Annotated in this window: 28 protein-coding genes and 1 pseudogene; 7 read left to right on the forward strand and 22 right to left on the reverse strand. The window is 63.8% G+C overall.

Going from position 1 to position 25233, the window contains the following annotated elements:
• Positions 1-339, forward strand: a 339-nt coding sequence (locus tag DC522_RS25655) for a phosphate acyltransferase (protein WP_256369913.1), incomplete at its 5' end; no start/stop codon positions are given.
• 554 nt (positions 340-893) lie between these two features.
• Here DC522_RS25655 and DC522_RS25660 read toward each other — a convergent pair.
• The 5 genes from DC522_RS25660 to DC522_RS25680 all read right to left on the reverse strand — a co-directional run bounded on the left by DC522_RS25660 (position 894) and on the right by DC522_RS25680 (position 5043).
• Positions 894-1523, reverse strand: coding sequence for an FMN-dependent NADH-azoreductase (locus tag DC522_RS25660; protein ID WP_116531423.1), 630 nt, complete (start codon positions 1521-1523; stop codon positions 894-896).
• A 257-nt stretch (positions 1524-1780) separates the two neighbouring features.
• On the reverse strand, positions 1781-1999 hold the full coding sequence (locus DC522_RS25665) for a dodecin (RefSeq protein WP_116531424.1): 219 nt from the start codon (positions 1997-1999) through the stop codon (positions 1781-1783).
• A gap of 286 nt (positions 2000-2285) precedes the next feature.
• Positions 2286-2747: a DoxX family protein gene (locus DC522_RS25670; RefSeq protein WP_116531425.1), complete on the reverse strand. Its 462-nt coding sequence runs from the start codon at positions 2745-2747 to the stop codon at positions 2286-2288.
• A 250-nt stretch (positions 2748-2997) separates the two neighbouring features.
• A complete protein-coding gene (locus tag DC522_RS25675) occupies positions 2998-4062 on the reverse strand; it encodes a maleylacetate reductase (RefSeq protein WP_116531426.1) in 1065 nt (354 codons plus the stop codon).
• Positions 4063-4095: 33 nt separating this feature from the next.
• Positions 4096-5043 (reverse strand): LysR family transcriptional regulator, encoded by a 948-nt coding sequence (locus tag DC522_RS25680; RefSeq protein WP_205769764.1) that lies wholly within the window; start codon positions 5041-5043, stop codon positions 4096-4098.
• Positions 5044-5215: 172 nt separating this feature from the next.
• On the opposite strand from DC522_RS25680, the gene DC522_RS25685 reads away from it, so the two are divergent.
• The 3 genes from DC522_RS25685 to DC522_RS25695 all read left to right on the forward strand — a co-directional run bounded on the left by DC522_RS25685 (position 5216) and on the right by DC522_RS25695 (position 5998).
• The gene (locus tag DC522_RS25685; RefSeq protein ID WP_116531427.1) at positions 5216-5497 is read left to right on the forward strand and encodes a hypothetical protein; all 282 of its coding nucleotides are present in this window, start codon (positions 5216-5218) and stop codon (positions 5495-5497) included.
• 11 nt (positions 5498-5508) lie between these two features.
• A complete protein-coding gene (locus DC522_RS25690) occupies positions 5509-5697 on the forward strand; it encodes a hypothetical protein (RefSeq protein WP_116531428.1) in 189 nt (62 codons plus the stop codon).
• A 112-nt stretch (positions 5698-5809) separates the two neighbouring features.
• Positions 5810-5998 (forward strand): hypothetical protein, encoded by a 189-nt coding sequence (locus tag DC522_RS25695; protein WP_116531429.1) that lies wholly within the window; start codon positions 5810-5812, stop codon positions 5996-5998.
• A gap of 51 nt (positions 5999-6049) precedes the next feature.
• On the opposite strand, the gene DC522_RS25700 is transcribed toward DC522_RS25695, so the two are convergent.
• The 14 genes from DC522_RS25700 to DC522_RS25765 all read right to left on the reverse strand — a co-directional run bounded on the left by DC522_RS25700 (position 6050) and on the right by DC522_RS25765 (position 20048).
• A complete protein-coding gene (locus DC522_RS25700) occupies positions 6050-6766 on the reverse strand; it encodes a YoaK family protein (RefSeq protein ID WP_116531430.1) in 717 nt (238 codons plus the stop codon).
• Positions 6767-6856: 90 nt separating this feature from the next.
• On the reverse strand, positions 6857-7120 hold the full coding sequence (locus tag DC522_RS25705) for a DUF2171 domain-containing protein (RefSeq protein ID WP_116531431.1): 264 nt from the start codon (positions 7118-7120) through the stop codon (positions 6857-6859).
• A 13-nt stretch (positions 7121-7133) separates the two neighbouring features.
• Complete coding sequence (locus tag DC522_RS25710) at positions 7134-8342, reverse strand: patatin-like phospholipase family protein (protein ID WP_133239371.1); 1209 nt, start codon at positions 8340-8342, stop codon at positions 7134-7136.
• Positions 8343-8368: 26 nt separating this feature from the next.
• A complete protein-coding gene (locus tag DC522_RS25715) occupies positions 8369-9814 on the reverse strand; it encodes an alginate export family protein (RefSeq protein ID WP_165820310.1) in 1446 nt (481 codons plus the stop codon).
• Positions 9815-9983: 169 nt separating this feature from the next.
• Positions 9984-10622, reverse strand: coding sequence for a hydrolase (locus DC522_RS25720; protein ID WP_116531434.1), 639 nt, complete (start codon positions 10620-10622; stop codon positions 9984-9986).
• Between the two features lie 130 nt (positions 10623-10752).
• The gene (locus DC522_RS25725) at positions 10753-11613 is read right to left on the reverse strand and encodes an alpha/beta fold hydrolase (protein WP_116531444.1); all 861 of its coding nucleotides are present in this window, start codon (positions 11611-11613) and stop codon (positions 10753-10755) included.
• 4 nt (positions 11614-11617) lie between these two features.
• Positions 11618-12829: an MFS transporter gene (locus DC522_RS25730; RefSeq protein ID WP_205769766.1), complete on the reverse strand. Its 1212-nt coding sequence runs from the start codon at positions 12827-12829 to the stop codon at positions 11618-11620.
• Between the two features lie 187 nt (positions 12830-13016).
• On the reverse strand, positions 13017-13838 hold the full coding sequence (locus DC522_RS25735; protein WP_116531435.1) for an alpha/beta fold hydrolase: 822 nt from the start codon (positions 13836-13838) through the stop codon (positions 13017-13019).
• A 136-nt stretch (positions 13839-13974) separates the two neighbouring features.
• Positions 13975-14796 (reverse strand): alpha/beta fold hydrolase, encoded by an 822-nt coding sequence (locus DC522_RS25740; RefSeq protein ID WP_116531446.1) that lies wholly within the window; start codon positions 14794-14796, stop codon positions 13975-13977.
• A gap of 163 nt (positions 14797-14959) precedes the next feature.
• The gene (locus DC522_RS25745) at positions 14960-16588 is read right to left on the reverse strand and encodes an MFS transporter (protein WP_116531436.1); all 1629 of its coding nucleotides are present in this window, start codon (positions 16586-16588) and stop codon (positions 14960-14962) included.
• On the reverse strand, positions 16585-17010 hold the full coding sequence (locus DC522_RS25750) for a DoxX family protein (protein ID WP_116531437.1): 426 nt from the start codon (positions 17008-17010) through the stop codon (positions 16585-16587). The genes DC522_RS25745 and DC522_RS25750 overlap by 4 nt, the downstream gene beginning before the upstream one ends.
• Positions 17011-17021: 11 nt before the next feature.
• Complete coding sequence (locus tag DC522_RS25755; RefSeq protein ID WP_116531438.1) at positions 17022-19001, reverse strand: amidohydrolase; 1980 nt, start codon at positions 18999-19001, stop codon at positions 17022-17024.
• Positions 18998-19276, reverse strand: a complete 279-nt coding sequence (locus DC522_RS25760) for a XapX domain-containing protein (RefSeq protein WP_116531439.1) — start codon at positions 19274-19276, stop codon at positions 18998-19000. The genes DC522_RS25755 and DC522_RS25760 overlap by 4 nt, the downstream gene beginning before the upstream one ends.
• 94 nt (positions 19277-19370) lie before the next feature.
• Entirely contained in the window at positions 19371-20048 is a 678-nt protein-coding gene (locus tag DC522_RS25765; RefSeq protein ID WP_165820311.1) for a hydrolase, read from the reverse strand.
• A gap of 199 nt (positions 20049-20247) precedes the next feature.
• Between DC522_RS25765 and DC522_RS25770 the strand changes: the two genes are divergently transcribed.
• Positions 20248-21189, forward strand: a complete 942-nt coding sequence (locus tag DC522_RS25770) for a VOC family protein (RefSeq protein WP_165820312.1) — start codon at positions 20248-20250, stop codon at positions 21187-21189.
• A gap of 84 nt (positions 21190-21273) precedes the next feature.
• Here DC522_RS25770 and DC522_RS25775 read toward each other — a convergent pair whose 3' ends face one another.
• From DC522_RS25775 to DC522_RS25785, 3 genes and pseudogenes are all read right to left on the reverse strand, one after another.
• Positions 21274-22188, reverse strand: a complete 915-nt coding sequence (locus DC522_RS25775) for a helix-turn-helix transcriptional regulator (RefSeq protein ID WP_116531441.1) — start codon at positions 22186-22188, stop codon at positions 21274-21276.
• A gap of 93 nt (positions 22189-22281) precedes the next feature.
• Entirely contained in the window at positions 22282-23238 is a 957-nt protein-coding gene (locus tag DC522_RS25780; RefSeq protein ID WP_116531442.1) for a LysR family transcriptional regulator, read from the reverse strand.
• 69 nt (positions 23239-23307) lie between these two features.
• A pseudogene (locus DC522_RS25785) lies at positions 23308-23745 on the reverse strand (DoxX family protein).
• Positions 23746-23935: 190 nt separating this feature from the next.
• Here DC522_RS25785 and DC522_RS25790 point away from each other — a divergent pair.
• Together DC522_RS25790 and DC522_RS25795 are read left to right on the forward strand one after the other, a co-directional pair.
• Positions 23936-24868, forward strand: a complete 933-nt coding sequence (locus DC522_RS25790; RefSeq protein WP_116531448.1) for a ring-cleaving dioxygenase — start codon at positions 23936-23938, stop codon at positions 24866-24868.
• 99 nt (positions 24869-24967) lie between these two features.
• Positions 24968-25233 (forward strand): alpha/beta hydrolase (locus DC522_RS25795; protein ID WP_371680499.1); only part of this gene is annotated, 266 nt, incomplete at its 3' end.

Genomic DNA, 25233 nt, shown 5'->3' on the forward strand with positions numbered 1-25233 from the left:
AAGATGCGGGAAGCCCTGAAGCTGATCCAGAGCCAAGCCCCGGACCTTGAGGTCGAGGGTGAAATGCACGGGGATGCGGCCCTCAACAAAGGCATTCTCGATCGGGTGTTCCCCGGCTCGCGCCTGACCGAGGCGGCCAACCTGCTGGTGATGCCGAACCTGGATGCGGCGAATATCACGTTCAATGTGCTCAAGGCGGTCGCGGGGCAGGGGATCACGGTCGGACCGATTCTGCTCGGGGTTCGGCGTCCGGTCCATATCCTGACGCCGACAAGCACGGTCCGGCGGATCACGAACATGACGGCCCTGACGTCGGTCGACGCCGCGATGGCTGAGTAATCCGAAGAGCGAGCCAGCCGGGGCATTACCCTCGGTGCAATGCTCTGCGCTAGACTGCTAAACTTCAGGCCTGTGATGCAGGGCGAGCTTATGGATCGAACAGCGTCCGGCGAGCACTCAAAGGGCACGCATGGGAATCAGCATTGAATGCTGCCCCCAAGGCCGACAGGAAGGGGAAAACGAGTGCCCATCCCTCTGCTAGCGTACGAAGACCCATCCTGAGCCGATGTTAACCGTAGCTTGGCCTGCCCAAGACGTGGGTCGAGCGGGGGATCCGTCAGAGGAAAAGCGGCAGATAAAGTATGCCAACCGTCCCGGTCAGCACGAGCACAGCAGCGATTATGGCTCCTACCGAGCCCTGGTCATTGTTGCGGTCCATGGCTTTGCCCAAAAGTTCTAATTTGTTTGGCGGAATCCCGCAGAGGCTCCTGGATCAAGCTGGAGCGGCTGAATTCACCTGTTAGGACAGTCGGCGGAAGGGGGTGCCAAGTGCGCAAGGCCACTCAACGCCCCCTCAGCCCATCTTAAAGCAGGCAGTCTGAACACCTTTTGTGTTAGGCGGCGGCGGCGAGAGCCGTTCCGGCGAGGTGTTCGAGCTCGGCCCTCGCGCCGTCAATGGCCTGATCACGGATCTCCGGACCGAAGGCCAGACGCTCAGCCCGAACAAAGGAGATGTCCGTGATGCCGATGAAGCCCAGCATGGTGCGTAGATGAGGCTCCTGCGAGTCCATGGCTTGGGCCGGGCCCTCGCTGTACAGGCCACCGCGGCTCAGTACGATGATGGCGCGTTTGCCGGTGACGAGCCCCTCGGGACCAGCCTCGGTGTAGCGGAAGGTGAGACCCGCGCGGAGTACGTAGTCAAACCAAGCCTTGAGCGTCGACGGGATGCCAAAGTTGTACATCGGTGCACCGATCACGATGACGTCAGCAACCTTGAGCTCGGCAATCAGCTCGTTCGACAGCGCCTGGGCGGCCGCCTGCTCCTGGTTGACCGGATCGGCGCTGCGGAGGGCGGTGGCGGACTCCAGGGTCAGGTGCGGGATCGGGGCAGCGCCGAGATCGCGCGTCACGACGCGGAGACCGGGATCCTGGGCCCGCAGGTCGGCTACGGCCTGCTCGACCAGTTGCCGGGACACGGAGGCCGCGCCGCTGGCGCTGCTGTTGAGGACGAGAACGGTAGACATGAACAATCTCTCCAAGGGCGGTATGCATTGCTGATGGAGGGAAGGTAATGGTTTATTGAGCGAGTATAATTCCTCGTATTTTGAACACACTGTTCGACATCAGGAAACACCGTGGGGACGGCTCTGCGTCCCTAGCAAGCCTCTAGAGCAGACGTCCCAAGCCGCCGACCGGCGGCTCATGAGGCGGCCCGCCCAGCATCGGCAGACGATTGTTGATAAAAGTGTTCAGGTGCAAGCGCCTCTGGTGTTCGAGCGTGTCAGGCGCCGCCCGCCTCCAGCGTGAACCCAGCCTTGAGCACCACCTGATAATAGCGAACCTCGCCATTCTCGACATGGCCTCGGGTCTGGACGACCTCGAACCAGCGCAGGTTCCTGAGCGTCTGGTCGGCACGTTTGATGGCGGTCTGAATGGCATCCTCAATGCTGTCCGTCGAGGAGCCAACGAGTTCCACCAGCTTGTAAACATGATCGCTCATCGGGACCTCCAGCTGGTTTGCCGCCGAACCGGATCTAGTGCGCCTCGTCCGATCGTCGATCCGCACGAGTGGGGGAGGGCCGGCGTCAGTGCAGGAACACGAGCCAACCGACCAGGGCCGGGGGCGCGATGATGCCAAAGGTGAAGGAGGCAATGCGGGCGAGCACGATAGGGCACCTCGTCACACACGACGGGATCATCATGTGCAGGGTGTTTACTATTGTGGTTGGGACCTGGCCGCAGTGAGGTTCCGCACACGCCTGCGCGGACCATTAGGCCGCCGGGCGTCAGGCCCGGCTGCGGGCCGTCCGCGGGTCGAGGTCCTTGGAAGTCTCCGGGCGTTGGAGGAACCGCACCGGGACGCTGTAGGCGCCCGGGCCGCTCACGAAGTAGAACAGCAGGCCGCCGATGATCGCAACGTTCTTGAAGAACTGGGTCTGCTGGGCCTGCTGCGCAGCCTCCGGGAACGTCCAGAAGCTGTGGCTGATCAGGGTCGCGACCACCGTGAATGCAATCAGCAGCAACGCCGTGAGGCGCGGGAACACGCCGAGCACCAGAGCTACCGGGCCGATGATCTCGGCGGCGACGCCAAGCGCAGCCAGAAGCTCTGGGAAGGGCACGCCCTTTCCGGCCAGCGAGGTGGCGAAGCCGGGCAGGCCGAAGAGCTTGCCGATGCCGGCCGGGAGGAAGAGGGCGGCGACGGCCAAGCGGGCGGCGAGCAACGCCATATCATTGGTGCGAGCGATCATGTCATTCTCCGCCGCGGGTAATGGTCGTGGGCCCCCTGAAAGACGGGCCGCCGCGAGGGGCAGCCCGGAGGTTTCGATGGAGGAACAATGAAGCATCGGGGCGATCGATAGAGCTCGCTTCCGACGCGAGGAGTTATGGCTTTTCTGACCCGGCGGCACAACCGCAGCTTGCCTGCCAGGACGCAACCTGAACATTGCACCCACGCACATCACAACTCCGTCAGGAATGGAATGAACTGGTCAGAAGCGGTCACGCCGGAGGCGGGTCGCCGTTCCAGGCCCGGGTCAGCAGATCGCGCAGAGCCTGCTCTTCAAGCGGGCGTGGGTTCCAATAGGGAGCCGCCAATGTCGCCTCGAGAGCTTGCTCGATGCCATCCGCCGGCATGCCGATGTCCCGCAGCGCCTGCTTGGCACCCAAGCGTCCAGCCAGCCCGAACAGGCCTTGTGCGGCGTCAGTCACTCCCAAGGCCCGCGCAATCCGCTCCATAGCGTCAGGTGCCGCCGGAGCGTTGTAGGCGACCGCATGCGGCAGGACGATGGTGTGGGTTTCTGCATGTGGCAGGTCGAAGGTTCCGCCGAGAACATGACAGAGCTTGTGATGCAGGGCCATGCCAACCGATCCAAGGCAGGTGCCACACAACCAGGCCCCATAGAGAGCATCGGCCCGTGCCGTGCGATCCTGCGGATCGTCGGCGATCTCCGGCAGAGACCGGGCGAGGCTTCGGATCCCTTCCTCGGCCATCAGCGAGGTAATCGGATTGCGGTCTTTAGCATACAGCGCCTCGACCGCGTGGGCCATGGCGTTCATCCCGGAGGTCGCGGCGATGGCCGGAGGCAGGCCCATCGTGAGATCGACATCATAGATGACAACCTCCGGCAACACCTTCAGCGTCCGTTGTGTCGTCTTCACGCCGTCCTTGGTCTCGCCCAGGATTGGCGTCATCTCCGATCCGGCATAAGTGGTCGGCAGGACGATCTGCGGCAGGTCGGTTCGTAGTGCGATAGCCTTGCCCAGTCCCGTCGTCGACCCGCCGCCGACCGCCACGACGGCATCGGCCCCAAGCTCTCGGACCACCTGCAGCGCCGTCTCGGTGGCATCGACAGGCGTATGCATGACTGCGCCGGCATGGACGCCGCAGGACAGATCGCCGAGCAGCGCGGCGATCTCGCGGGCCTGCACCTCGCCGCGGCCAGGCGTGGAGAGAACAAGAACCCGACGCACGCCCAGGCGCTCGACCTCGGGCCTGAGCTGGGAAGCAGTGCCGGAGCCGAATACAACACGGGTCGGAAGGGCCTCATAGACGAAGGACTGCATGGCTCGCACCTCATAGCGTCAGTGGTTGAGGACTCAGGCTGCGTTGGGGCTGGCCCGGAACCGCTCCAGCGGCAGGTCCCGGTCCCAGTACGGATCCCGTCCGAGGGCCTTCGCCAGGTGGTCGAGGAAGGCGCGCACCTTGAGGACGTTGTTGCGCCCGGGCGGCATCACCGCGAAGAAGGCGGGCTCGACCACCGACCAGTCGCACAGCACCGGCTTTAGCGTGCCGGCCCGCAGCGCCTCGTGGGCAATGAAGGTGGGCGACAGGGTGATGCCATGCCCGTCGACGGCAGCCTGCATCAGGACCTCGCCATTGTTGCCCCACAGCCGCCCGTCGACGCGGACATCCTCCCGCACGCCGTCGCACTCGAAACTCCATGTGCCGTGCCGGGACAGGTAGTCGTAGACGAGGCAGTCGTGGTGTTCGAGGTCGTGCGGGTGTTTCGGCTCGCCCCGACGCTTGAGGTAATCGGGAGACGCGCAGACGACCATGCGGGCCGGCGCCAGGTGCTTTGCGATCAGGGACGAATCTTCGAGGCGGCGAATGCGGATCGCGATGTCATAGCCCTCCTCGACCACGTTCACGACGCGGTCGTCCAGCGTCAGCTCGACCTCCACGTCCGGGCACTGCCTGAGGAAGTCGCTCACGATGCGGCCGAGATGGAGGACGCCGAAGGACATCGGCGCGTTCACCCGCAGCGTGCCGCGGGGACTGGCGGTCGAGGCCCGGATGTCCTGCTCCGCAGTGTCCAGCAGCCCGAACAGGGTCGTGGCCGTCGCATTCAACGTCTGGCCCGCTTCGGTCAGGCTGAGCTGGCGGGTGGTGCGGTTGAGCAGCTTGACCCCGAGTTCCGCCTCCAGGTCGGCGATGTGCTTGCTGGCCATGCCGCGCGAGATCCCGAGCTTGTCGGCCGCCCGGGCGAAGCTCCCGAGCGCGGCGATGGTGGCAAACGTCTTCAGGGCAATGAGGTCGCGGATCACGGATGCCTCCGGTCGATGGGACGGACCCCTATATGGCACCTTCATTGTTCAATAGAAGCAGGCAGATAGTTCAAAAATCACAGAATTGTTTGAGCCTGAGAAATCAAGCATCCCTGGGGTGGGAACGAGGAGGCGCACGCCCAGCCACAAGCCTCTGTAGGAGATCCAAAACATGCGTTTCTCAACCGTCCTGAAGGCCCTTGCCGTCCTGCTGCCGATCGGCCTCGGCGTCGCTGCTCCGGCCGAGGCGGCTCCCCCGGCCAAGAGCCTGCTCACTCCCGACAACCACATCCTCGTGCTCGTCGACCACCAGCCGCAGAAGGGATTGCCCGCGCTGACGCAGTCGGCGGTTCAGGGCATCGAGGCGATGCCGCCGAAGGGCAACTGCGAGGACTGCATCCCGTCCGAGATCGAAGCCGCCATCCGCTTCATGGCCGGCATCACCAATCCCTGATCCATAACCCAATGGCATCCACGACGGACACCGCACGCACGAACCAATCGAAGGTCCATCCCGACATGTCGTCCCATCTGACCCGCCTCATCATCCTGATCGCCGTGAGCTCCGCAAGCGCCGGACGCCACAGGACCTCGTTCGGCAAGGCGGTCGGCCACCCGGCACCGCCAGCGAAGAGCGATCTCCGGTCCGACTAGGCTCCCCGCATGCCGGGTCGCGGGACCACTCGGGCGTCAGTAAGGGAAAATCTGTCCGATTGACGGACCGGGCTACGGGGAGCAGCGTCATGCTTCCTCAAAGGAGGCGACCATGTTCGAACAGGCCGTCGAGTTCAGCGAGGCGTTTCGTCGGGGTGCAAGCCGGATGCAGGGATCGCTGGTCCCGGCTCTCAAGGTCTGCCCACCCTGCCGCACGGTTCACATGATCGCTGCGCCGGCCTTGGGCACGTGCGCCGCTTGCGGAGCCGAAATGAGGGTGCTGGACCCGACGGACGTCTGATCGGCGGCGAACCTTCATGACCAGGGCGTGGTGCCGCTCCCAGAACGGCAGCTACGGGCCGTCGGGCTCTGCAGCCCTCGCCCGTGATGCCGGATGCAGCGAATAGGCGAGCGTCGCGACGAGCACCACGGCACCGGTAACGGCGAGCGGAACGACCAGACCGCTCGTGCGCACGAGCACCGCGCCGATCACCGCCCCCATGAAGGTCGCCAGCACCGCGGCGACGCGTCGGCGCCAGTTCCTGTTTTCGCCACCGGAGAGCGAGGAGTCGGCGGCGAGGCCGGTCAGGGTCAGCGTCAGGACGGTCGTCGTGAGATCGGGCACCTTCAGGCGGCGGACTGTGGCGTTGCGCAATCCCATCGCGACGGCGGTCAGGCCAATCAGCGTGAACAGCCACGATGCTGGCGACAGGCTCCCCGGGGCGTACCGGATGGCCACGACGGCCGCCACCCAGAACAGGGCCGTTTCGACGGCCGCGACGGTCAGCAGCCACCGCCGGCGGGTCGACTGGGCGAAGGCATTGGCGACCCACCCGCCGGCCAGCGCGCCGACCAGGAACGCCACAAGCGCCGCAACATAACGCGGAACCTCGAACCCTGGCGCTCCGCCGACGGCAAAGCCCAGGAAGACCGTGTTGCCGGTCATGTTCGCGACGAAGACCTGGCCCAGCCCCAGAACGCTCACCGCGTCGACCAGGCCCGTGACGGCGGAGAGGACGATGAGGACCAGGGGAAGGGGATCCTTCGGATCGACGATGGGTGGTGCCATGTTGCTACTCCTCGTACCAACCAGGGTGGACAGGTGCGCGCGGAATCCTTGCTGCCTTCATCGCGTGGCGCTCACGTTGGAGTAGGCTCCTCAGTCAATCCGGGCGCTGCCGTCCGCCTCTTCCTCGAACGTGACCGCAACATCGGCATTGGCCGACAGCCGCACCGTGTTGCCCTCGACCTCTGCGACGAGGGCGAGCGGAACGTAGTGGTGGTGGCCGGCATGCGAGCCCTGGCCGCTGTCCTGCTTGGTCAGCTTGATCCGGTGTCCTTCCAGGCGATCAACGGTGCCGACATGAACGCCGTCTGCCCCGATCACCTCCATGTGCTCTCTGATCGCGCTTGCATCTGACATGTGTCTTCTCCTGTTAAAGGGCCAAGGCAGGCGCCGGCGGTGGGCCTGACTGCCAGGCCCGCCCCGACATCCCCATCCGTTCGCCGACGCGAAAGAGCTCTCCCATGTACTCGCGGTCGAACTCCGATCGGGCCGCTTTCGTGAAGCCCGACGGAATCGAGGTAAACAAAACGCGCGCGTTGGTTTCGCGGGCGATGCGATCCAGTCTCCGCAGGTCCGACAGGCCCTGGTACTTCGTCAGGGTCGTGATGGAACGGACCGCCAGTGACAATACCGCTTCGTCGGTAGGCTTGTAATCGGGCGTGAGCTTGCCGTTGCGGATCACATAGAGGGTTCGCTGCCTTGCTGCGCCAAAAGCCGTTTGCTCGAAGCGGGCGAAGCGTGTCCGCGGTGGCGCGAAGAAGATTTGAGCCGAGACACCACCATCGACATGGAGCTCGTCGTAGGCGCGTCCATTGGCATTCACGCTTATTCGCACGGGAGGAAAGGCGCCTGGGATCGCGCTCGATGCGAGCAGAACCCGAACGATGAGGTCCCGACGATCGGGTTGCTGGCTCGCAGCGATCGCCGAAAGATCCCAGATGACGGGACGCTGAGCGTCGATGTTGGTGGTCTGCACGAGCAGGCGACGTCCCTTGGAATACTCCCGCGCGATCGCATCCAACGTGTCGTCCGTCATGTATTGTTCGATCAAGCGCTTGAGAGGGGCCGTGTCGTACAGGGACGATCCGAGTAATCCGAGGATCCCACGATCCATGACAAGGTCACTGTCGCCGTACTTCGTGTACAGGTCCTTCAGGACGCTGTCATAGTAAGGCCCGAGGAAGGCGAACGGGGCCGCAAGGGCGCCCGTCGACACGCCTGTCACCACCTCGAAGTGAGGGCGCTGGCCGCGCCGGGTCCATCCGGTGAGGAAGCCGGCCGCATAGGCGCCATCGCCGCCGCCTCCCGAGATGGCCAGAAAGTCGGCCTTCCTGGTGCGGGCCCCCGGTTCTCCGGCAAGAGCGGCATCCCTGACCTGCCGGTATTGCCGGCGGATGACCGTCTCGATCGTCGGCGTGACCTCGTCACCCCAGAAGCGGATATCGCCGTAGCCACCGACGCGAGCCGCCGTGAGCTGCGGCCCCGGCACGGCCGCGCGATCGTTCGTTGCGAGGCACCCACTCATTACGGCCGCAAGGGCCATGACGAGAGCTGCGCGGGCTGTAAGGCCACATGTCACGGCTCGAACCCTCCACGAATCTGCATTCAGAATTTCAGAACCGTCTCGAATCCGACGAAGTGAGCCGTCTTGGACGGTCCCGTGTCCTTGATGAACTGTCCGGGCGTGAACACCGAGTAGGCCAGTTCCGCGCTGAACCAGCGGGTGGGCTCCCACCCGAGAACCACATCGGCCTGGGTTCCGATATACCGCGATCGGCTCCCGCCCGAAGGTCGGACGAGGCCGCCACCGGTATCGTAGATGCCGTCGCCCAGGCTGTCCCGCCAATAGAACACCGCTGCCCCCGACAGCGTCCACTGGTCGTTCAGGTGAAGCGTCAGGTTGGGATGGACATTGATCAGGTTGGAGGGGCCGATCAAGCCGATCTCGCCAAAATACTTCCCTCTCGGAAACAGCGGATTGAATGTCTGGAGATCAGGATTGTCCGGGTTGCGGTCGCCGCTGATGATGTTGGCCCGCAGGCCGACACGCGGGCTGAAGGTCAGGTCCATGAACGTGTAGCCGGTGTCGGAGGCGACGGACCAGGCCCGAATGTTGCCGCCGTCGAAGCTGCCGAACTGGAACATGCCCTCGAAGTTCCAGTCCCAGCCCTTTGCCTTGCCGAAGAACCGGCTGCCGAGCGTGTGCCGGACCTCGTCCCCGTTGCCCTGGTTGAACTCCGCGTCGGCATTGCGATAGCCGATGTAGTAGAGGTCGAGCCCAGATGTGGGGCTGATCTCTTCCAGCGCGCGGGTGGCGTAGACCGACCACACTGACCGATCCTCGTTGAAGCGGTCGTTGAAGCTGTCGACCTTGTTCCGCACCGGCCGAGCATAGAAGGTGTCGACCCGCCAGAGACCCGCCGCGACGGATGCAAGGCCTGCGTCGAACGACCGGAGCACATTGGGGCCGTACCGCAGGCTGATCAGACGCTCCGAGCCGTAGGACAGGAGCTGGCGTCCCCCGCGCAGGGTCAGGTCCGCCCCTTCGGTCAGGGGCAGCCTGAGTTCGCCAAAACCCTGGAGGACTTCGAGCCCGGTCTCGTCGACACCGGTGACCGTGGTCTCCTTGCCCGTGGCCCAGGCGCCGATCATCTGGCCGAATAGGCGCAGGTTGGGCCCGAGATGCAGGTCTGCATAGGGCAACATGCGGTACCACTGGTAATTCTCGATCGGGACCTCGCCCCAGTTGAAGTTCCAGTAGGCCTCCTCCCGGAACCGGAGTTCCGCCCCGAGCGTGAGGTAGCTGGTCCCTGACGCATCGAGCGGGATGTACTTGAACGGCTCCCACCAGGCTCCGGTGCGGTTCGCCGGGTCCCGCAGGTACGAGTAATCTTCCGTGTAGCGGAGATTGGTGAGAGGTGGCGCTGGCAACCTGCTCTCGGGAGCGCTCTGGTCACCTGCCGGTGCGGTCTCGCCCGCAGATTGGGCGGCTGCTTCCGGGACGGGCGCCAGAGCAATCGCCAGCAGAGTGGCCCTCGCGGACCATGGCACAACGACGGATCCGAACCGGGAGCGCGTCCTTGGATCTTGGGAAGTTTTTGGGCTGGACGTGTTGTCCACCACACAGGACATGCCGCTCTGCCACTTCATCTGCATAAGGCTCCCACGCTCAGATCAGCAGGACGTCGAACAAGCAGCAGAGCGCGCTGTGGTGTAATGATCATGTGGTGCCTGGAGGCTTGATCATGTCGCGGGCGTAGCTCAGGCCAATGCCGTAGCCCCCGCCGTAGGTCTCCACGATGGAGCGTGCGCCGTCATAGGTCTCGTGGCGGGTCCAATCGCGCTGCAGTTCGAGCAGAACCTGGATCCACGATGTCATGCGTGCGCCAGCGGCCTCCATTCGGCGGAGAGCAAGCTCATGGCTAACGGACGTCAGACCTCCGCATGCGTCTGCGACGACGTAGACGTCATAACCCTCAGCCAATGCTGAAAGCACCGCGAATGAGACGCAGGCTTCCGTCAGAAGGCCAGAGACCAGAAGGCGCCTTCGGCCCGAGGACACGACTGCCGCACGGGCCGCCTCGTCTTCCCAGACGTTCATGCTTTTGCGGTCGATCGCCTGCACATCTGGAATGACCTTCTGGATCGCGGGCATTAGAGGCCCGCTGTAGACCTTCGTCGCCGATGTCGAGACGATGACGGGAACGCCGAAGACAACGGCGGTCCGGGTCAGGGCAGCGGTATTATTGAGCAACGTCTGACGGGCGATCGACTCCACCGCAAACGCGAGCCCTGCTTGATGGTCGATCAGCAGCAGCGCGCACTCCGATGGAGTTAGAAGAGATGAGATGTTCGTCACGGATCTTCCTCGTGTAAGTTAACGGCGGACGATGCAGCCGCATCGCGCGAGTTTCATGAGCTATCCTGTTGGGAGCCAACCGGGACCTCGCGGTTGCCGACTGGGCAGCATTAGTACAAGGCGCGGGCGTTCAGCTGCGCCAGCCATCAAGAAAGTCGAGAAGCAGCTTGTTGACGACGTCCGGCCGTTCTTCCTGGGGCAAGTGACCGCATTGAGGAATGGGGTAGGTGACCAAGTCATCGGCGAACTCGGACCACACCTTGGCCATGTCGAACAACTTTCCGACGGCGTGGAAGTCGGCCCCCCACAGCGACATCACCGGGCAGGAGATCTTGACGTCGGCGTCGGCCTCATCCTGAGCGATATCTTCGGCGTTGGCCCGATAGTCCGCCATCGCGCCGCGTACGGCACCAGGTGCCTGATAGGCGCGAACATAGGTATCGAATGCTTCGCCGGAGATGGTCGACGGGTCGTAGGTCCAGTCGGAAAAGAAATGCCTGAGCCAGATGTGCTCGCGTCCGGCAATCAGCGCCTCGGGTAGGTCGGGAACCAAGTGAAACAGGAAGAACCAATATCTCTTGGCAATGGCGGCATTAATATCGCGCGCCACGATGCGGGTGGGCACGTTGTCCATCACGACGAGCCGATCCACCAGATCCGGATAGTCTTTGGCGAAGCGGGTTGCAACGCGTGCCCCCCGATCATGACCGACAAGCGCGATCTTTGGCAGTTCCAGCACACGCATCAGCTCACGGATGTCCTTGGCCATGTTGCGTTTGTCATAGCCGGTGGCTGGCTTGTCGCTTTCGCCGTACCCGCGCAGGTCGGGCGCGATGACACGATAACCCTCGGCAAGCACCGGGATTTGGAAGCGCCAGGCGAAATTGGTCTCGGGAAAGCCGTGCAGCAGGATCACCGGCGGGCCGTCGCCCGCCTCGACGACGAACTGGCGGATGCCATTGGCTTCAACTGTATAGCTCTTCTGACTCATCACGTTACCTTCCATGAGGAGCAGCGGCAGCGCGCTTTGCGCATGCGAGGCTGAAGAACTGCATGGTGCTGGCCAGTGCTCCGAAGGCGACACCAAGACCTACGACACCGACCCAGCCTCCCGCTTGCCAGGCGGCGGTCGCAGCAGCCGATCCGAGCGCTCCACCGAGGAACATGGAGCCCATCAGGATCGTGTTGAGGCGGGCGCGAGCGTCGGGCCGGAGCGCGAAAACGATGTGCTGATTGGACACCAGAGCCGACTGCATCGCGAAATCCAGGAGGATCACGCCGACGACAAGACCGGCCAGCGACGTCCACAGACCGAACACGATCCATGAGGCGAGGGTGAGCGCAGCGCCCATCGCGACGACCGGAGCCGGTCCCCGCGCGTCGGCGAAGCGGCCAGCAAGGGGAGCAGCGAAAATGCCGACGGCGCCGACAATGCCGAACAGTCCGGCCACGTCGGCGCCAAGACCGAAAGGCGGTTCCTGGAGCCGAAAGGCCAGGATCGTCCAGAAGGCGGTGAAGGCTGCGAAGATCAGGGCCTGGGTTATCGCGGCAAACCGCAGTGCGGGAAATTCCTGCCAGAGATGAACAAGGGAGTGCAACAGACGGCCATAGCCGAGGCGTGAGGTCGGTGGACTGTGCGGCAGCACGATCATCACCAGGCCACCTGCCGCAAGGGCCATGGGAACTGCGAGCCAAAACATCTCACGCCAGCCGCCGTGGGTCGCGACGAAGCCGGCGAGGGTCCGACTGAGCAGAATTCCGGTCAGGATGCCGGCCAGGATGGTGCCAACCACCGCGCCGCGGCGTTCCGGAGCGGCAAGATGCGCCGCCAGTGGAACAATTTGCTGTGCAACCGTCGACGCGACGCCAAGCACGAGGGAGGCGATCAGGATCAAGGGCGCGTTCGGCGCGATGGCGGCCAGAGCGAGCGCCAGAGCGAGAACTCCGAACTGCACGATGATCAGCCGTCGGCGTTCGAGGATGTCTCCGAGAGGCACCAATAGAAATAGGCCCGCGGCATAGCCCAGCTGTGTGGCGGTCGGGATCAGCGATGACAACTGCCCGGGAAGATCCGCCTCAATCAGGCCCAGCATCGGCTGGTTGTAATAGATGTTTGCGACCGCGATTCCTGCAGCGGCAGCCATGACGTAAATGACCGACCGGCTGACAGCTGAGGAATGTTGGTTCGCCTCTTTCGGTTGTTCCATGGTCCGTATTCCAGAAATCCGATCGTCGGGTCAGCCACGATCCCGCTGGGGCGGCTCACGATAGGACGCGCTGTGAGCCATGATCTCGTCGCCTGAGGATCGCTGATGTTGTCGAGCAAAATCCGACTCGACAGACGGGTCTTGCTCGACAGAGTTGGGAGGTGGTCTTGCGGTTGCGGAACCGCGTCTAGCTGCGGATGAACGCCAGCAAGTCGGCGCTCACCTGGTCCTTGTGGGTTGTGCACGTGGCGTGCGGAGCGCCGGGATAGACCTTGAGCTGCGCACCGGGAACGATGCTTGCAGCCAGTTTTGCCGTGGGCTCGATGGGCACGGTCTGGTCGTCGTCGCCATGGATAATCAGGGTCGGAACGGTGATTTCGGCCATTTCTCGCCGGAAATCGGTTTCCGAAAACGCCGTGACACAGTCGATTGTGCCCTTGATGGAAGCCTGCAACGCGATCTGCAGCGTCTGAGTCAGGACGCCTTTGGATACCTTGCTGCCTGGCCGGTTAGTGCCATAGAAGATGGTGTTGAAGTCATCCAGGAACTGCGGCCGATCATTGGCGATGCCGGCGCGGATACCCTCAAACACCTCCGAGGGGACGCCATCAGGATGATCTTCGCTCTTGATGAAGAAGGGAGTAACCGCGCTGATCAGCACCAGCTTGGCTACCCGGCCGCTGCCGTGGCGGGTGAGGTAGCGCACGACGTCGCCGCCGCCCATGGAAAAGCCCACCAGGACGACGTCCTGCAGGTCGAGATGTTCGATCAGTTGGGCGATGTCGTCGGCGAAGGTGTCGTAGTCATAACCGTCCCAAGGCTGGCTCGATCGACCGAAGCCACGGCGGTCGAAGGCCACGGCGCGATAGCCGTGCCGGGCCAGATGCAGCATCTGATACTCCCACATGTCGGCGCTGAGCGGCCAGCCGTGGCTGAACAGGACTGGCTGCCCTCGGCCCCAGTCCTTGTAATAGATTTCCGTGCCGTCCTTTGTCGTGATCATCCCCATGGAGGGTCCTTCGCTTGCTTGTATGGCTTGGGTGAGTGGTGTCGTTGCGGTTGCCAGCGCAGGGGCTCGGCCCAGGGCTCGACGACGAGCCACTCGACGGTGGGGTGACGGCTTGTCGTACCGTCACCCCCGACCCTTAGGCTTTGATGAAGGCCAGGACGTCGGCGTTGAACTTGTCTGCCTCGACCTGCGCCAGACCGTGCGAGCCGCCCGGGTAGACCTTGAGCTGAGCGCCCTCGACGATCTTGGCAGCCTTCTCGGCCGATGCCTTGATCGGGACGATCTGATCATCGTCGCCATGGATGATGAGCGTCGGCTTGTCGATCTTCTTCAAGTCCTCGGTGTAGTCGACCTCGGAGAATTCCCGGATACAGTCGTATTCACCCTTGATGCCGCCCATCATGCCCTGAAGCCAGAAGGATTCGCGCAGGCCTTCGTTGACCTTCGCGCCGTCGCGGTTGAAGCCATAGAACGGGATGGTGAGATCCTTGAAGAACTGCGAGCGGTCGCCGGCAGTGTTCTTGCGGATGCCGTCGAAGACGTCGAGCGGCGTGCCTTCCGGATTGGCCTCAGTCTTCAGCATCAGCGGCGGCACCGCGCCGACGAGAACGACCTTTGCAACCCGATCGGAACCATGGCGGCCGATATAATGCGCCACCTCGCCCCCGCCGGTGGAGTGGCCGATCATGACGATGTTTCTGAGATCGAGCTTCTCGATCAGTTCGGCGAGGTCGTCCGCATATTGATCCATGTTGTTGCCGTCCCAGGTTTGGTCCGAGCGGCCATGGCTGCGGCGGTCATGGGCGACAACGCGGTAGCCCTGCTGGCCGAAGAACAGCATCTGGCCGTCCCAGGCATCAGCCGTCAGCGGCCACCCGTGAGAGAACAGGATAGGCTGTCCGGATCCCCAATCTTTGTAGAAGATCCTGGTGCCATCCTTCGTGGTGATTGTCCCCATTGGGGCTACTCCTTCTGCTTGCGAGAGTGTTGCCGCTGCGCCCGACATGCCTGGCAGGGCGAGGGAGGCGGTGAGCGCCGCGGTCGCCAGGAGTGTGTCCCGGCGGGTGAGGGGTAGTTTGCCTTCCGGCAGTCCTGACATCGCAATGTCTCCTTGCGTGGCCTCAATGGGCATCCCGACCGGATCGGCCGACCGCCAGGAAGTGCTGGACCAGGGGCGGCTCCGCTCCCTGATGGAACCGGCGAGCCTCCGCTTGGATGTCGGCATCGGCCTTCGAGACGCGCTTGTGCTGGCGCAGGTGCTCGGCCCAGGACTCCACGAAGAACCACTCGACGATGCGCTCGGGATCTGCGGCGTCCTCGGAGATGCCCCAGGCATAGGCGCCGTCCCGCCGGCGCTCCTCGGAGAGACGCTCGAGAGTGGTGAGGAAGGCGACGCGATCCGCCTGATGAATGCGGTAGGTGACCATGACCATCACTGGTCCGCGGTCATGCGCGACGGGCTCGGCCATCGCCGGCTCGGGCCAGTGCAGCGACGGCGTCAGATCGCCCTCTCCGCTGGGCAGGGGCGCCCGGTGAGCCAGCGCCGCTGCGATGGCCAGGACCGCGCCGGCAACTAGCAGGGTCGTGTCCGTGCCGATCTCCTGGGCCAGGAATCCCCAGCCCAGGCTTCCGGCCGCCATGGCGCCGTTGAACGCGGTAAGATAGATCGCTAGCCCCCGGCCGCGGATCCAGTTCGGCAGGATCGCCTGCATGGTGCTGTTGAGGGTGGTCAGCATGGCGATCCAGGCAATCCCGAGCACGAAGGTCGCGATGATCGCCACGATCTCCGAGTTGGTCAGGGCGAGCAGGGCAGTCGATCCGGCTGTGACGAGTGATGCGGCCAACACCAGCCGGTCTTGCCCCAGCCAAGCGCGAACCCGCGGCAATAGAACCGCTCCCAGAATGGCACCGGCCCCGACGCTGCCGAGCATGAGGCCGTAGAAGCTCGGTCCTCCGCCGATTTCCTGCCGCGCCACGATGGGGAGAAGCGCCCAGACGGCGCTGGCGAAGGCGAAGAACAGCACGGCCCGCCACAGGATGCGGTGGAGGTCACGGCTGGCGCGGGCATAACGCAGACCGGCCCACAGGGCGCCGCCGAAATGCTCCCGCAGGCCATCATCCGCATCGGCCTCGCGCCGCCACCAGAGCAAGGCTCCGCCAACGAGGATGTAGGTCAGGACGTCGAGGCCATAGACCGCCGCGGCTCCGAACCCGGCCAGCAGGAAGCCTCCTAAGGCCGGGCCGATGGAGCGGGCGATGTTGATGCCCAGCGAATTGAGAGCTACCGCTCCTTTGAGGTCTGATCGCGGAACGAGTTCAGGCGTGATGGCCTGCCAGGCGGGAGTTGCGAGCGCCGCACCGACACCGCCCAGGAAGGTGAGGATGACCAGGCTCTCGACCGAAACCGTTCCTGTCCAGGCCAGCACGGCGAGCACGGAGCTCACGGTTCCGAGCATGATTTGAATAGCAATGAGAAAGCGGCGCCGGTCAAGGATGTCGGACAGGACGCCTGCCGGAATGGCCAGGAGGAAGACCGGGAGCGTGCCTGCGGCCTGGATCATGGCGACCGAGGCGGGCGAGGCGGAGATCTCCGTGACGAGCCAGGCAGACGACACATCCCGCATGAAGGTGCCGATGTTGCCCAGCACCGTCGCGGTCCAGATCACCGCGAAGAGACTGTGCCGTAGCGGTGCAATGGTGCCGGGCGGGGGCGGTGGCGCTGCGTGTTCGATGGTCGTGCCTTGGGTCATGACCGGATACTCTGTCGGTTGACGAACAGAGCGGAAAGTGTGAGCCCGCCCACGATGGCAACATGCTCAAAGAAAGTTGCAGTCTGGCGGCCCCGATCCGGACCTTCGAACATCCAGAACGGATGGGCGAGCAGGGTGGCCAACGCGGTGAACCCGGCCAGGATACCGGCACCGAGCCAGCAATAGCGGCGGGTCAGGAAGAGAGCGGACCCGCCGAGCTGCGTCAGGATGACGGCGGCTGCGATCAGCCCCGCAGGCTGGAGGCCTAGGCCCGTGACCTCGGCGGTGGCGCCGCCAAAGTCGGTGAGCTTCACGAGCCCACTGATCAGGAAGGGTGATGCGAGCGCAAGGCGCGCCAGTGTGTCGAGCCCGGGCAGGGCCAGCACCCGGTCGATCGGGCGGGGAGCTGCGATGTCGTTCATGGCACCCTCCGTCAGAACGCCCAGCACGAGCAACCGAGCACGCCCCAGAACGAGCGGGCGTCCGATGCAGGCGTATTGGCACCCCAGGCGCTGGCATGGGAATGGCCGTGCACCCCGCAGGTATTGGCGCAGCCGCAGGCTGCCGCCGCGAAAGCATATTTGCGATCGGTCTCGAGGCCAGCACGGCGCTGTTGATAGCCGCCGAAGGTACCGACAGGCGACCAGTCCGGCATCGGAGCAGGCAGGGGCGGCGCGAGATCCTTGAACTCGGCGTCGCCATGCACAGGCCTGCCGCCCAAGAGTGTCAGAACCGACGTGATGTCCTGAATCGCGTCCTCCGGCACGGAAAAGTAGTCGTCGGACAGCACCGCCAGGTCGGCCAGTTGCCCTTCCGTGATCTGACCCTTCTTACCGGCCTCATTGGAGAACCAGGTGTTGGCTTCGGTCCACAGCCGCAGGGCACTTTCACGATCGAGGCGATTGGCCGATGGGTAGAGCGTCAACCCTCCCAGCGTCTTGCCGGTCACAAGCCAGGACAGCGACACCCATGGATTGTAGGAGGCAACACGGGTCGCGTCCGTGCCGGCACCCACCGGCACGCCGGCCTCCAGCATGCGCTTGATGGGCGGTGTCCGCTCCGCAGCCTTGTTGCCGTAGCGCTGGACGAAGTCCTCGCCCTGGAACGCCATCCGGTGCTGGACCGCGATGCCGCCGCCGAGCGCGGCGATGCGGTCGATGTTACGATCATCGATGGTCTCGGCATGGTCGAAGAACCAGTGCAAGCCATCGAAGGGAATATCCCGGTTCACCTTCTCGAATACGTCGAGCGCCCGCGTGATGGTCTCGTTGTAGGTGGCGTGCAGTCGCCAGGGCCAACGGTTCTCGACCAGCAGGCGGACGACCGGCTCCAGGTCGCCTTCCATGTTGGGCGGCATCTCGGGACGTTCGACCTTGAAGTCCTCGAAGTCGGCGGCGGAGTAGACCAGCATCTCGCCCGCACCGTTGTGGCGATAGAGATCGTCGCCTTGGCCTGGTTTGACCTGCTTGGACCAGCTGTCGAAGTCCTTGAGCTCTTCCTTCGGCTTCTGGGTGAACAGGTTGTAGGCGAGACGCACCGTGAGCTGGCCCTCGCGGTGCAGCTCTTCGATGACCTGGTAGTCGTCCGGATAGTTCTGGAAGCCGCCACCGGCGTCGATGACGCCGGTCACACCGAGCCGGTTGACCTCGCGCATGAAGTGGCGCGAAGAATTCTTCTGGTATTCGGGCGGGAGCTTCGGACCCTTCGCCAAGGTGGCGTACAGGATCGTGGCATTGGGTTTGGCGATCAGCAGGCCTGTGGGGTTGCCGTTCGCATCCCGCTGGATCTCGCCGCCGGGCGGATTGGGCGTGTCCTTCGTATAGCCGACGGCCCGCAGGGCGGCACCGTTCAACAATGCACGATCATACAGATGCAGGATGAAGACGGGGGTATCGGGCGAAACAGCGTTGATCTCGTCCAGAGTCGGCAGCCGTTTCTCGGCGAATTGATGCTCCGTAAAACCACCTACCACACGCACCCATTGCGGGGCAGGGGTGCGGTCCACCTGCTCCTTGAGCATGCGCATGGCATCCGACAGGGAGCGCACCCCGTCCCAGCGCAATTCCATGTTGTAGTTGAGGCCGCCGCGGATGATGTGCATGTGGCTGTCGATCAGCCCCGGGATGACGCGCCGTCCCTTGAGGTCGATCCGCTGCGTGGTCGGTCCCGCGAGAGGCATGATCTCCCTTTCATCACCGACAGCGGCGAAGCGCCCGTCCCGGATGAGGACCGCCGATGCGTCGGGCTTCTGACGGTCAAGGGTCGTGATCCTGCCGTTGAACAGGATAAGGTCGGCTTTCATGGACGTGTCTCCCATCGAGGATCGGGTTGCGTCTGAAGCATTGGCGGGCGCGTGTGACCCGTGAAGGACAAACCCCGCTGCGGCGCCGAGAAAGGTGCGACGTGTGGTCATGATGCTTTGTCCGGGGCATTGGCCGTCGGTTCGGAAGACCTTGCCCCTTGTGGCAGGTGGCCGAAGATGTGCGGACGCACCTGATGCGACCAGGACTGCGTCGGCGGCTCCTTTTGCCAGAAGCTTTTGACAAGGGGCGGGATCTGCTCGCCGACCAGGATGCCGAGCAGACCCACCAGGGCGACCACTGGCGGCGCCGGCGAGCGCACGTTGATCAAGCTGTAGATGATGCCGACCAGCAGGCCGGCCCCGAGCGACAGAAGGTAGACTTTCAACAACGCCTCCCTGGAGGAATGCACAAGGAGGGCGACGCATCGATGCCGACACGACGCCCCTTCGGCAGGAGGCGGGACACCTGCCCTAAGTAGCCTATTCGGCAGCGACGGCCGACGAGCCGTGAGCGCCTTCGCTCGCACCAAACATGCTTTTGGCGTAGATGATGCCGAGGCCGTAGGAGCCGCCGAACTTCTTGGCGATGCCCGTGGTCATGTCGTAGGTCTCGGTGCGGGCCCAATCGCGCTGAAGCTCCAGCAGATACTGCAGCGAGGTCATCGGCCTGACGCCGGCCTGGATCATGCGTTCGACTGCACGCTCGTGCGCTTCGGTCGAGACGTCGCCGCACGCATCGGTGACGACATAAACCTCGAAGCCCTGATCGAGCGCTGAGAGCGTCGGGCCGACGATGCAGACGGACGTCCACAGGCCGGCGAAGACCAACCGGTCCTTTCCGATCCGGTTCACCTCCTCGATGACGGCGGCATCCTCCCAGGTGTTCATGGAGGTACGGTCGAGAAGCTTCTGGCCCGGGAAGGCTTCCGTGATCTCGGAGAACATGGGGCCCGAGAAGCTCTTTTCCGCAACGGTGGTCAGGATCGTCGGCACCTTGAAGCCAGCCGCCGCCTGGGAAATCAAAGCGGCGTTGGTGCGAAGATTGACGGCATCGATCGACTTGGTCGCAAACGACATCTGCGACTGAAAGTCGATCAGGATCAGTGCGTGATCGGTGGGGTTGATGAGCTTTGAACCGGGAGTGGGAGACGCTTTGATCGGCATGGTCTGGTCCTCTTGTGCTGCGAACTGCCGCAGGACAATGGCGCCATTGAGCATCGAAATCTTGGACATCTTGAAACCCGGTTGGACAATCTGGTCGTGTCGTGACGGAAAGCGCCGAAAAACGCCAAAGAGTGCAAGACAAACGGATTTCGCCGCGATTAGGGTGTAGGAAATGATACACTGGAGGGACGCCATGGCCGGACGCGGCCTTCATCACGTCACGCTGATCTCGAGCGACGCCGAGCGGAGCTGGCGCTTCTACGCGTGCCTGCTCGGACTGCGACTCGTGAAGCGGACGGTGTCCCATCAGGACCCGGGCACGTTCCACCTCTGCCTCGGCGACGAGACCGGCCGGCCCGGCACACTGTTCACCCTGTTTCCGTGGCAGCGCGTGCAGCGTGGGAGGCGCGGGGCTTGCGAGGCATGGCAGACATCATTCCGTATTCCGTCGGGCTCGCTGGACTGGTGGACGCGGCGCCTCGGTGCGGCCAATGTTCGCCACCAAGCCGGCCGGACCGCATTCGGTGAGAGTTGCCTGACCTTCGACGACCCGGATGGCGCAATGCTTGTCCTCGTGGAAGCGGCCCTGCCAGCGCAGCCAACAGCCTGGCACCATCCCGAAGTCCCTGCCTCCTACACTCTCCAAGGACTTCACGATCTCGTCTTGAAGGTGCGCGAGGCTGATCCGCTGGGCGAGCTGTTTCGGGACGTCCTGGGCTTTTCGGAGATAGGCCGGAGCGGCAAACTCGTCCGGTTCGCGGCGCATGATGGGCCTGGCGGCACCATCACGCTTGACGAGAGCAGCCGCCTCGCACGCGGCCAGCTCGGGGCCGGAAGCATCCATCATGCCGCTTTCCGCGCCCGTGACGCTGCCGACCAAGACGTTCTCGTTCAAGCGCTGCATGATCGGTATGGAATTGTCGCGACAGAGCCCAAGGATCGAATCTACTATCGATCCGTCAATTTTCGCTCGACCTGCGGGATCCTGCTTGAAATCGCGACCGATGGGCCGGGCTTCGAGGTCGATGAAAGCTTCGAGACGCTAGGCACGAGCTTGAGGCTGCCGCCTAATCTTGAGGCGCGGCGAGGCGAGCTTCAGCGGCTTTTGCCTTCACTTCCAACCTCGGGCATCTAAGCGCTGTGTGCCTCATAGGCGGAGATCCTTGGCGACCCGCAACTGTCGTGACACCTCCGCACGCCACGACGGGCGCTATTTGCGTCACTGGAGCATTGACTTGCGCCAAGCGCCGGGGCTTGCGCCAACACAACGCGTAAACACACGGGTGAAATAGCTTTGGTCTCCGAAGCCGCAGATGAGCGCGATGTCGGCCAGGGACAGGGTTGAGGACAAGAGAAGGCTCTTGGCTTCCTGAACACGCATATGCGTCAGATACTGATGCGGACTGGTTCCTGTCGTGCGGCGGAAAGCCTTGGCGAAATAGCTCGGTGTGAGACCACATTCACGTGCAATGTCGGCAATCGTCACACGGGCTGCAAGGCGGGAGTGCATGATCTCCTTGGCGCGACGTTCCTGCCACGAAGCAAGCCTGCCATTGTCGGGAATCGGGGGAAGATGCATGCCCCCATAGCCTTCCGCGAAGTAGGTCAGCAGGCTCAGGGCCATCTGATCGACGAAGAGCGGGTTGGTTTGAGCCAGTTCCGGCGGCGCCGAGAGAAGGAACGTGCACATTGATCCCAGAATGGGATCGATGGCATCAGGCAAGGCGCGCAGGGTCGAGATCGGCGAGGCGCCGCGCTCATAGGCCAGATCGTCCAGCGCGTCCTTGCGCATGTAGAACTGCACGCCGTCAAACGGACCGCGGATCCGGCTGCGAGGGTCTTCCGACAGATCGGCTGCGCTGACCGTTCCGGCCGCGAAGCCGCGGGAGTAGCGCAGGCGGCCATCGAGCCAGAGCTCGTGTTCTTCGACATCCTTCAATTTATAGGTGGCGCTGAAGGCCGCCTCCGGTTCGATCAGGACTGTCCGCTCCCGGTCTTGGCGCATACAGGTCAGCCGCGTCACCGCAAGCGAAAGACGATCCCCCTTCGAGATCTGCAGAAGGCTCTGAGTGGTCATCCCGACATGACGTCCAAGCCGCTCGCCAAACAGTCCGGAGTTTGAGCTTTGCTGCATTCGAAGCCTCCTGCCTGCCAGGTGAGCAGATCAATGTGACGTTAGGTGAACAGAGGACTGATGTTCAAGACTTAGTCGGTGAACTCAACGGGATCATCGGTGCACCGGGCTCGGCGCGTCGCTCAGCAAGCGATGAGGCTCAATCTGCCCCTCGATGAGCTTGCGACGTGACGAAATTTCGTCTGCGAGGAAGTCGAGAAAGACCCGCACACGCGGGGATTGACGCAGATCGGGATGGGTCAGGAACCAGAGACCAGCGGAGAATTCCGGAATCCGCTCACCGAGGCGCACGAGACCGGGCTTGGCATCGCCGATGAAGCAGGGAAGGTGGCTGATGCCGAGGCCCTGCTCGACGGCCTCGGCCAATCCGAGCACCGTGTTGACCTTGTAGCCGATCCGCTCCGGTGAGACGTGCTCGTGCACGAACTTCACCGCCTTGAGTGTGGCCATGTTGTCGCCGAGGGACACCCAGTCGCGCTCGTAGAGGCTCTCCGCATCGAGAGCTTCCATCTCAGGAAAATCGTCCGCACGGCCGTAGAGCGCCCAGGCGATGGTGGCGGCCCGCCGGCCGACAAGGTTCTCGGGCGGGCTGTCGGTGGCCCGGATCGCCACGTCGGCATCGCGCTTGGACAGGTTCAGCTCCTGGTTCGCCAGGACCACGTCCAGGCGCACATTGGGGTTTGTCTTCCGAAATTTCACGAACAGGGGTGTCAGCAGGTGAACCAAGAGTGAGTCGTTGGTGGTCACGCGCAATTCGCCTGCGGGCGCGATCTCCCGTCCCGCCATCTTGCGTGTAAAGGCCGTGATGTCCTCGTCGACCCGCTGGGCCAGGGCGACCATTTCCTCGCCGGGCGTGGTGAGAGTGTAGCCGCTGCGGTGGCGCTCGAAGAGCGTAGCCCCGAGCGCGTCCTCAATTTGACCGAGGCGGCGGAACACGGTCGAGTGATTGATGCCAAGGAGCGCAGCGGCGGCGGGGAGGCTGCGGACATCGGCAATGGCCTTAATCAGGCGGAAGTCGTCCCAGGCCAGATTCTTGATCGGATCGCCCACGGCGTTCTCCCGGAAACATTTCGGCTGCCGGCGCAGCTTCAGCACCGGCAGCCCAAGAGGCAAGAGTTTTTAGCCAATCCGCGGGCGGAGGGAAGCCGCAGGGGCCGTTGGACGTGCAACAGGCTTCAAGGCGAGGGCGCCGTCGCCGATCAGAATGTGAGCCAGGGCGACTGCTGCCAGAAATGCGGGATACTCCCAGCCGCCGTTTGGGGCATTGAACACCCAGCCGTTCGGAGCATGGACAAGAAGCGCGCCGAGCAACACCGGCAGCAGCACGATGGAGACGACACGGGCATAGAAGCCGGTCAGGATCGCGAGGCCGCCGATCAGCTCAGCGAGAATGATCGGCTAGGCAAGGAAAGTGGGGAAACCAACTTGACCAAGAAAGCCGGCGAAGCCCGGCACGGTGAAGACGGCGATCTTCAGGTAGGCATGGGCAATGAACATGATGCCGAGGGCAGCACGAATGGTGAAGGCGCCATAGGGGGCAAGACGATTGTCGATCATGGGTCTATCTCCTGGACCGGATCTGGTCCGATGGCGGCAAAGCTGGTCCTTTCCCTAATGCAATGCAATTGGTCACCGTGCAGTCTTGATATTGCATGGGTGCAATCGAAATCGCATGGGATCCGGGCCGGACCGGCGTATCTCTGATGCAGCAACCGGGGCGGTGGTCGCCCCCTCAGAGGACACGACAATGCGCCAGAACGGTATCCACCACATCACCGCCATCGCAGGCCCGGCCCAAAGAAACCTCGATTTCTACACTCGCACCCTCGGGCTGCGCCTGGTGAAGAAGACCGTCAACTTCGACGATCCCGGCACCTATCACTTCTACTACGGCGACGAGGCTGGACAGCCCGGCACGATCCTGACCTTCTTCCCGTGGGAACATGCCGCTCCAGGACGGCTCGGGGTCGGCGAGACCCAGGAGACGGTGTTCCGGGTGCCGGAAGGTTCTATCGGCTACTGGACGCACCGTTTGGTCGAAAAGGGTGTGCCCCATGAGGTGCCGCAAAAGCGCTTCGGGGAGACCGTGCTTGCCTTCAAGGATCCCGACGGCATGCGCCTGGCATTGGTGGCTGTGCCCGGCATCGAGAACGAGCCCGCCTGGAGCACCGGCGAGATCCCGGCCGAGCATGCGATCCGCGGTTTCCACAGCGCCAGCCTGCTGGTGCCCGAAGCGGCTCCGACGGGAGCGATCCTGACGGACGTGTTCGGCTTCAGCGAGATCGCCCGCGAGGCTTCGCTGGTCCGTTACAAGGCCGGTGACACGACGCTCGGCGGTATCGTCGACCTGCGTGAGGCGGGTGGTTTCCTGCGTGGCCGTCCGGGTGCCGGCACGGTCCATCACATCGCCTTCCGGGCGACTGACGATGCCGTGCAGACAGAGATGGTCAAGAAGCTTGCCGAGAACCACGGCATCCGCACGACGGAGCAGAAGGACCGCGACTACTTCCGGGCGGTCTACTTCCGCGAACCGGGAGGTCTGCTGTTCGAGATCGCCACGGACGATCCGGGCTTTGCGGTCGATGAGCCCGCCGCCTCTCTGGGGCAGGCCCTGAAGCTGCCGCGCTTCCTGGAGCCGAACCGCGCGAAGATCGAGGCCGTCCTGCCGAAGGTCGCCTAACCCGACCTCAATCCACCCTGTTGCCTGGCTCGGCCAGGCAACAGGGGCCCTTTCCCTTTCCGCATTGCCAGGGCTGACAAACCCCTGATCGAGGTAATCATGTCCACCACGACCGAACTCTCGTTCATCCACCGTTTCAAGCCGGCTACGGAGCCCGGCCGGCCGCCGCTTCTGCTGCTGCACGGCACCGGCGGCAACGAGGACGACCTGCTGCCGCTCGGGCGCATGCTCTCGCCGGGCTCCGCTCAGCTCTCCCCGCGCGGCAAGGTGCTGGAGGGCGGCATGCCGCGCTTCTTCCGTCGCCTGCGTGAGGGCGTGTTCGACGAGGAGGACGTGCGCCGCCGGGCTCACGAGCTGGCTGACTT

The sequence above is a fragment of the Microvirga sp. KLBC 81 genome (assembly GCF_003075415.1).
Lineage (GTDB): Bacteria > Pseudomonadota > Alphaproteobacteria > Rhizobiales > Beijerinckiaceae > Microvirga.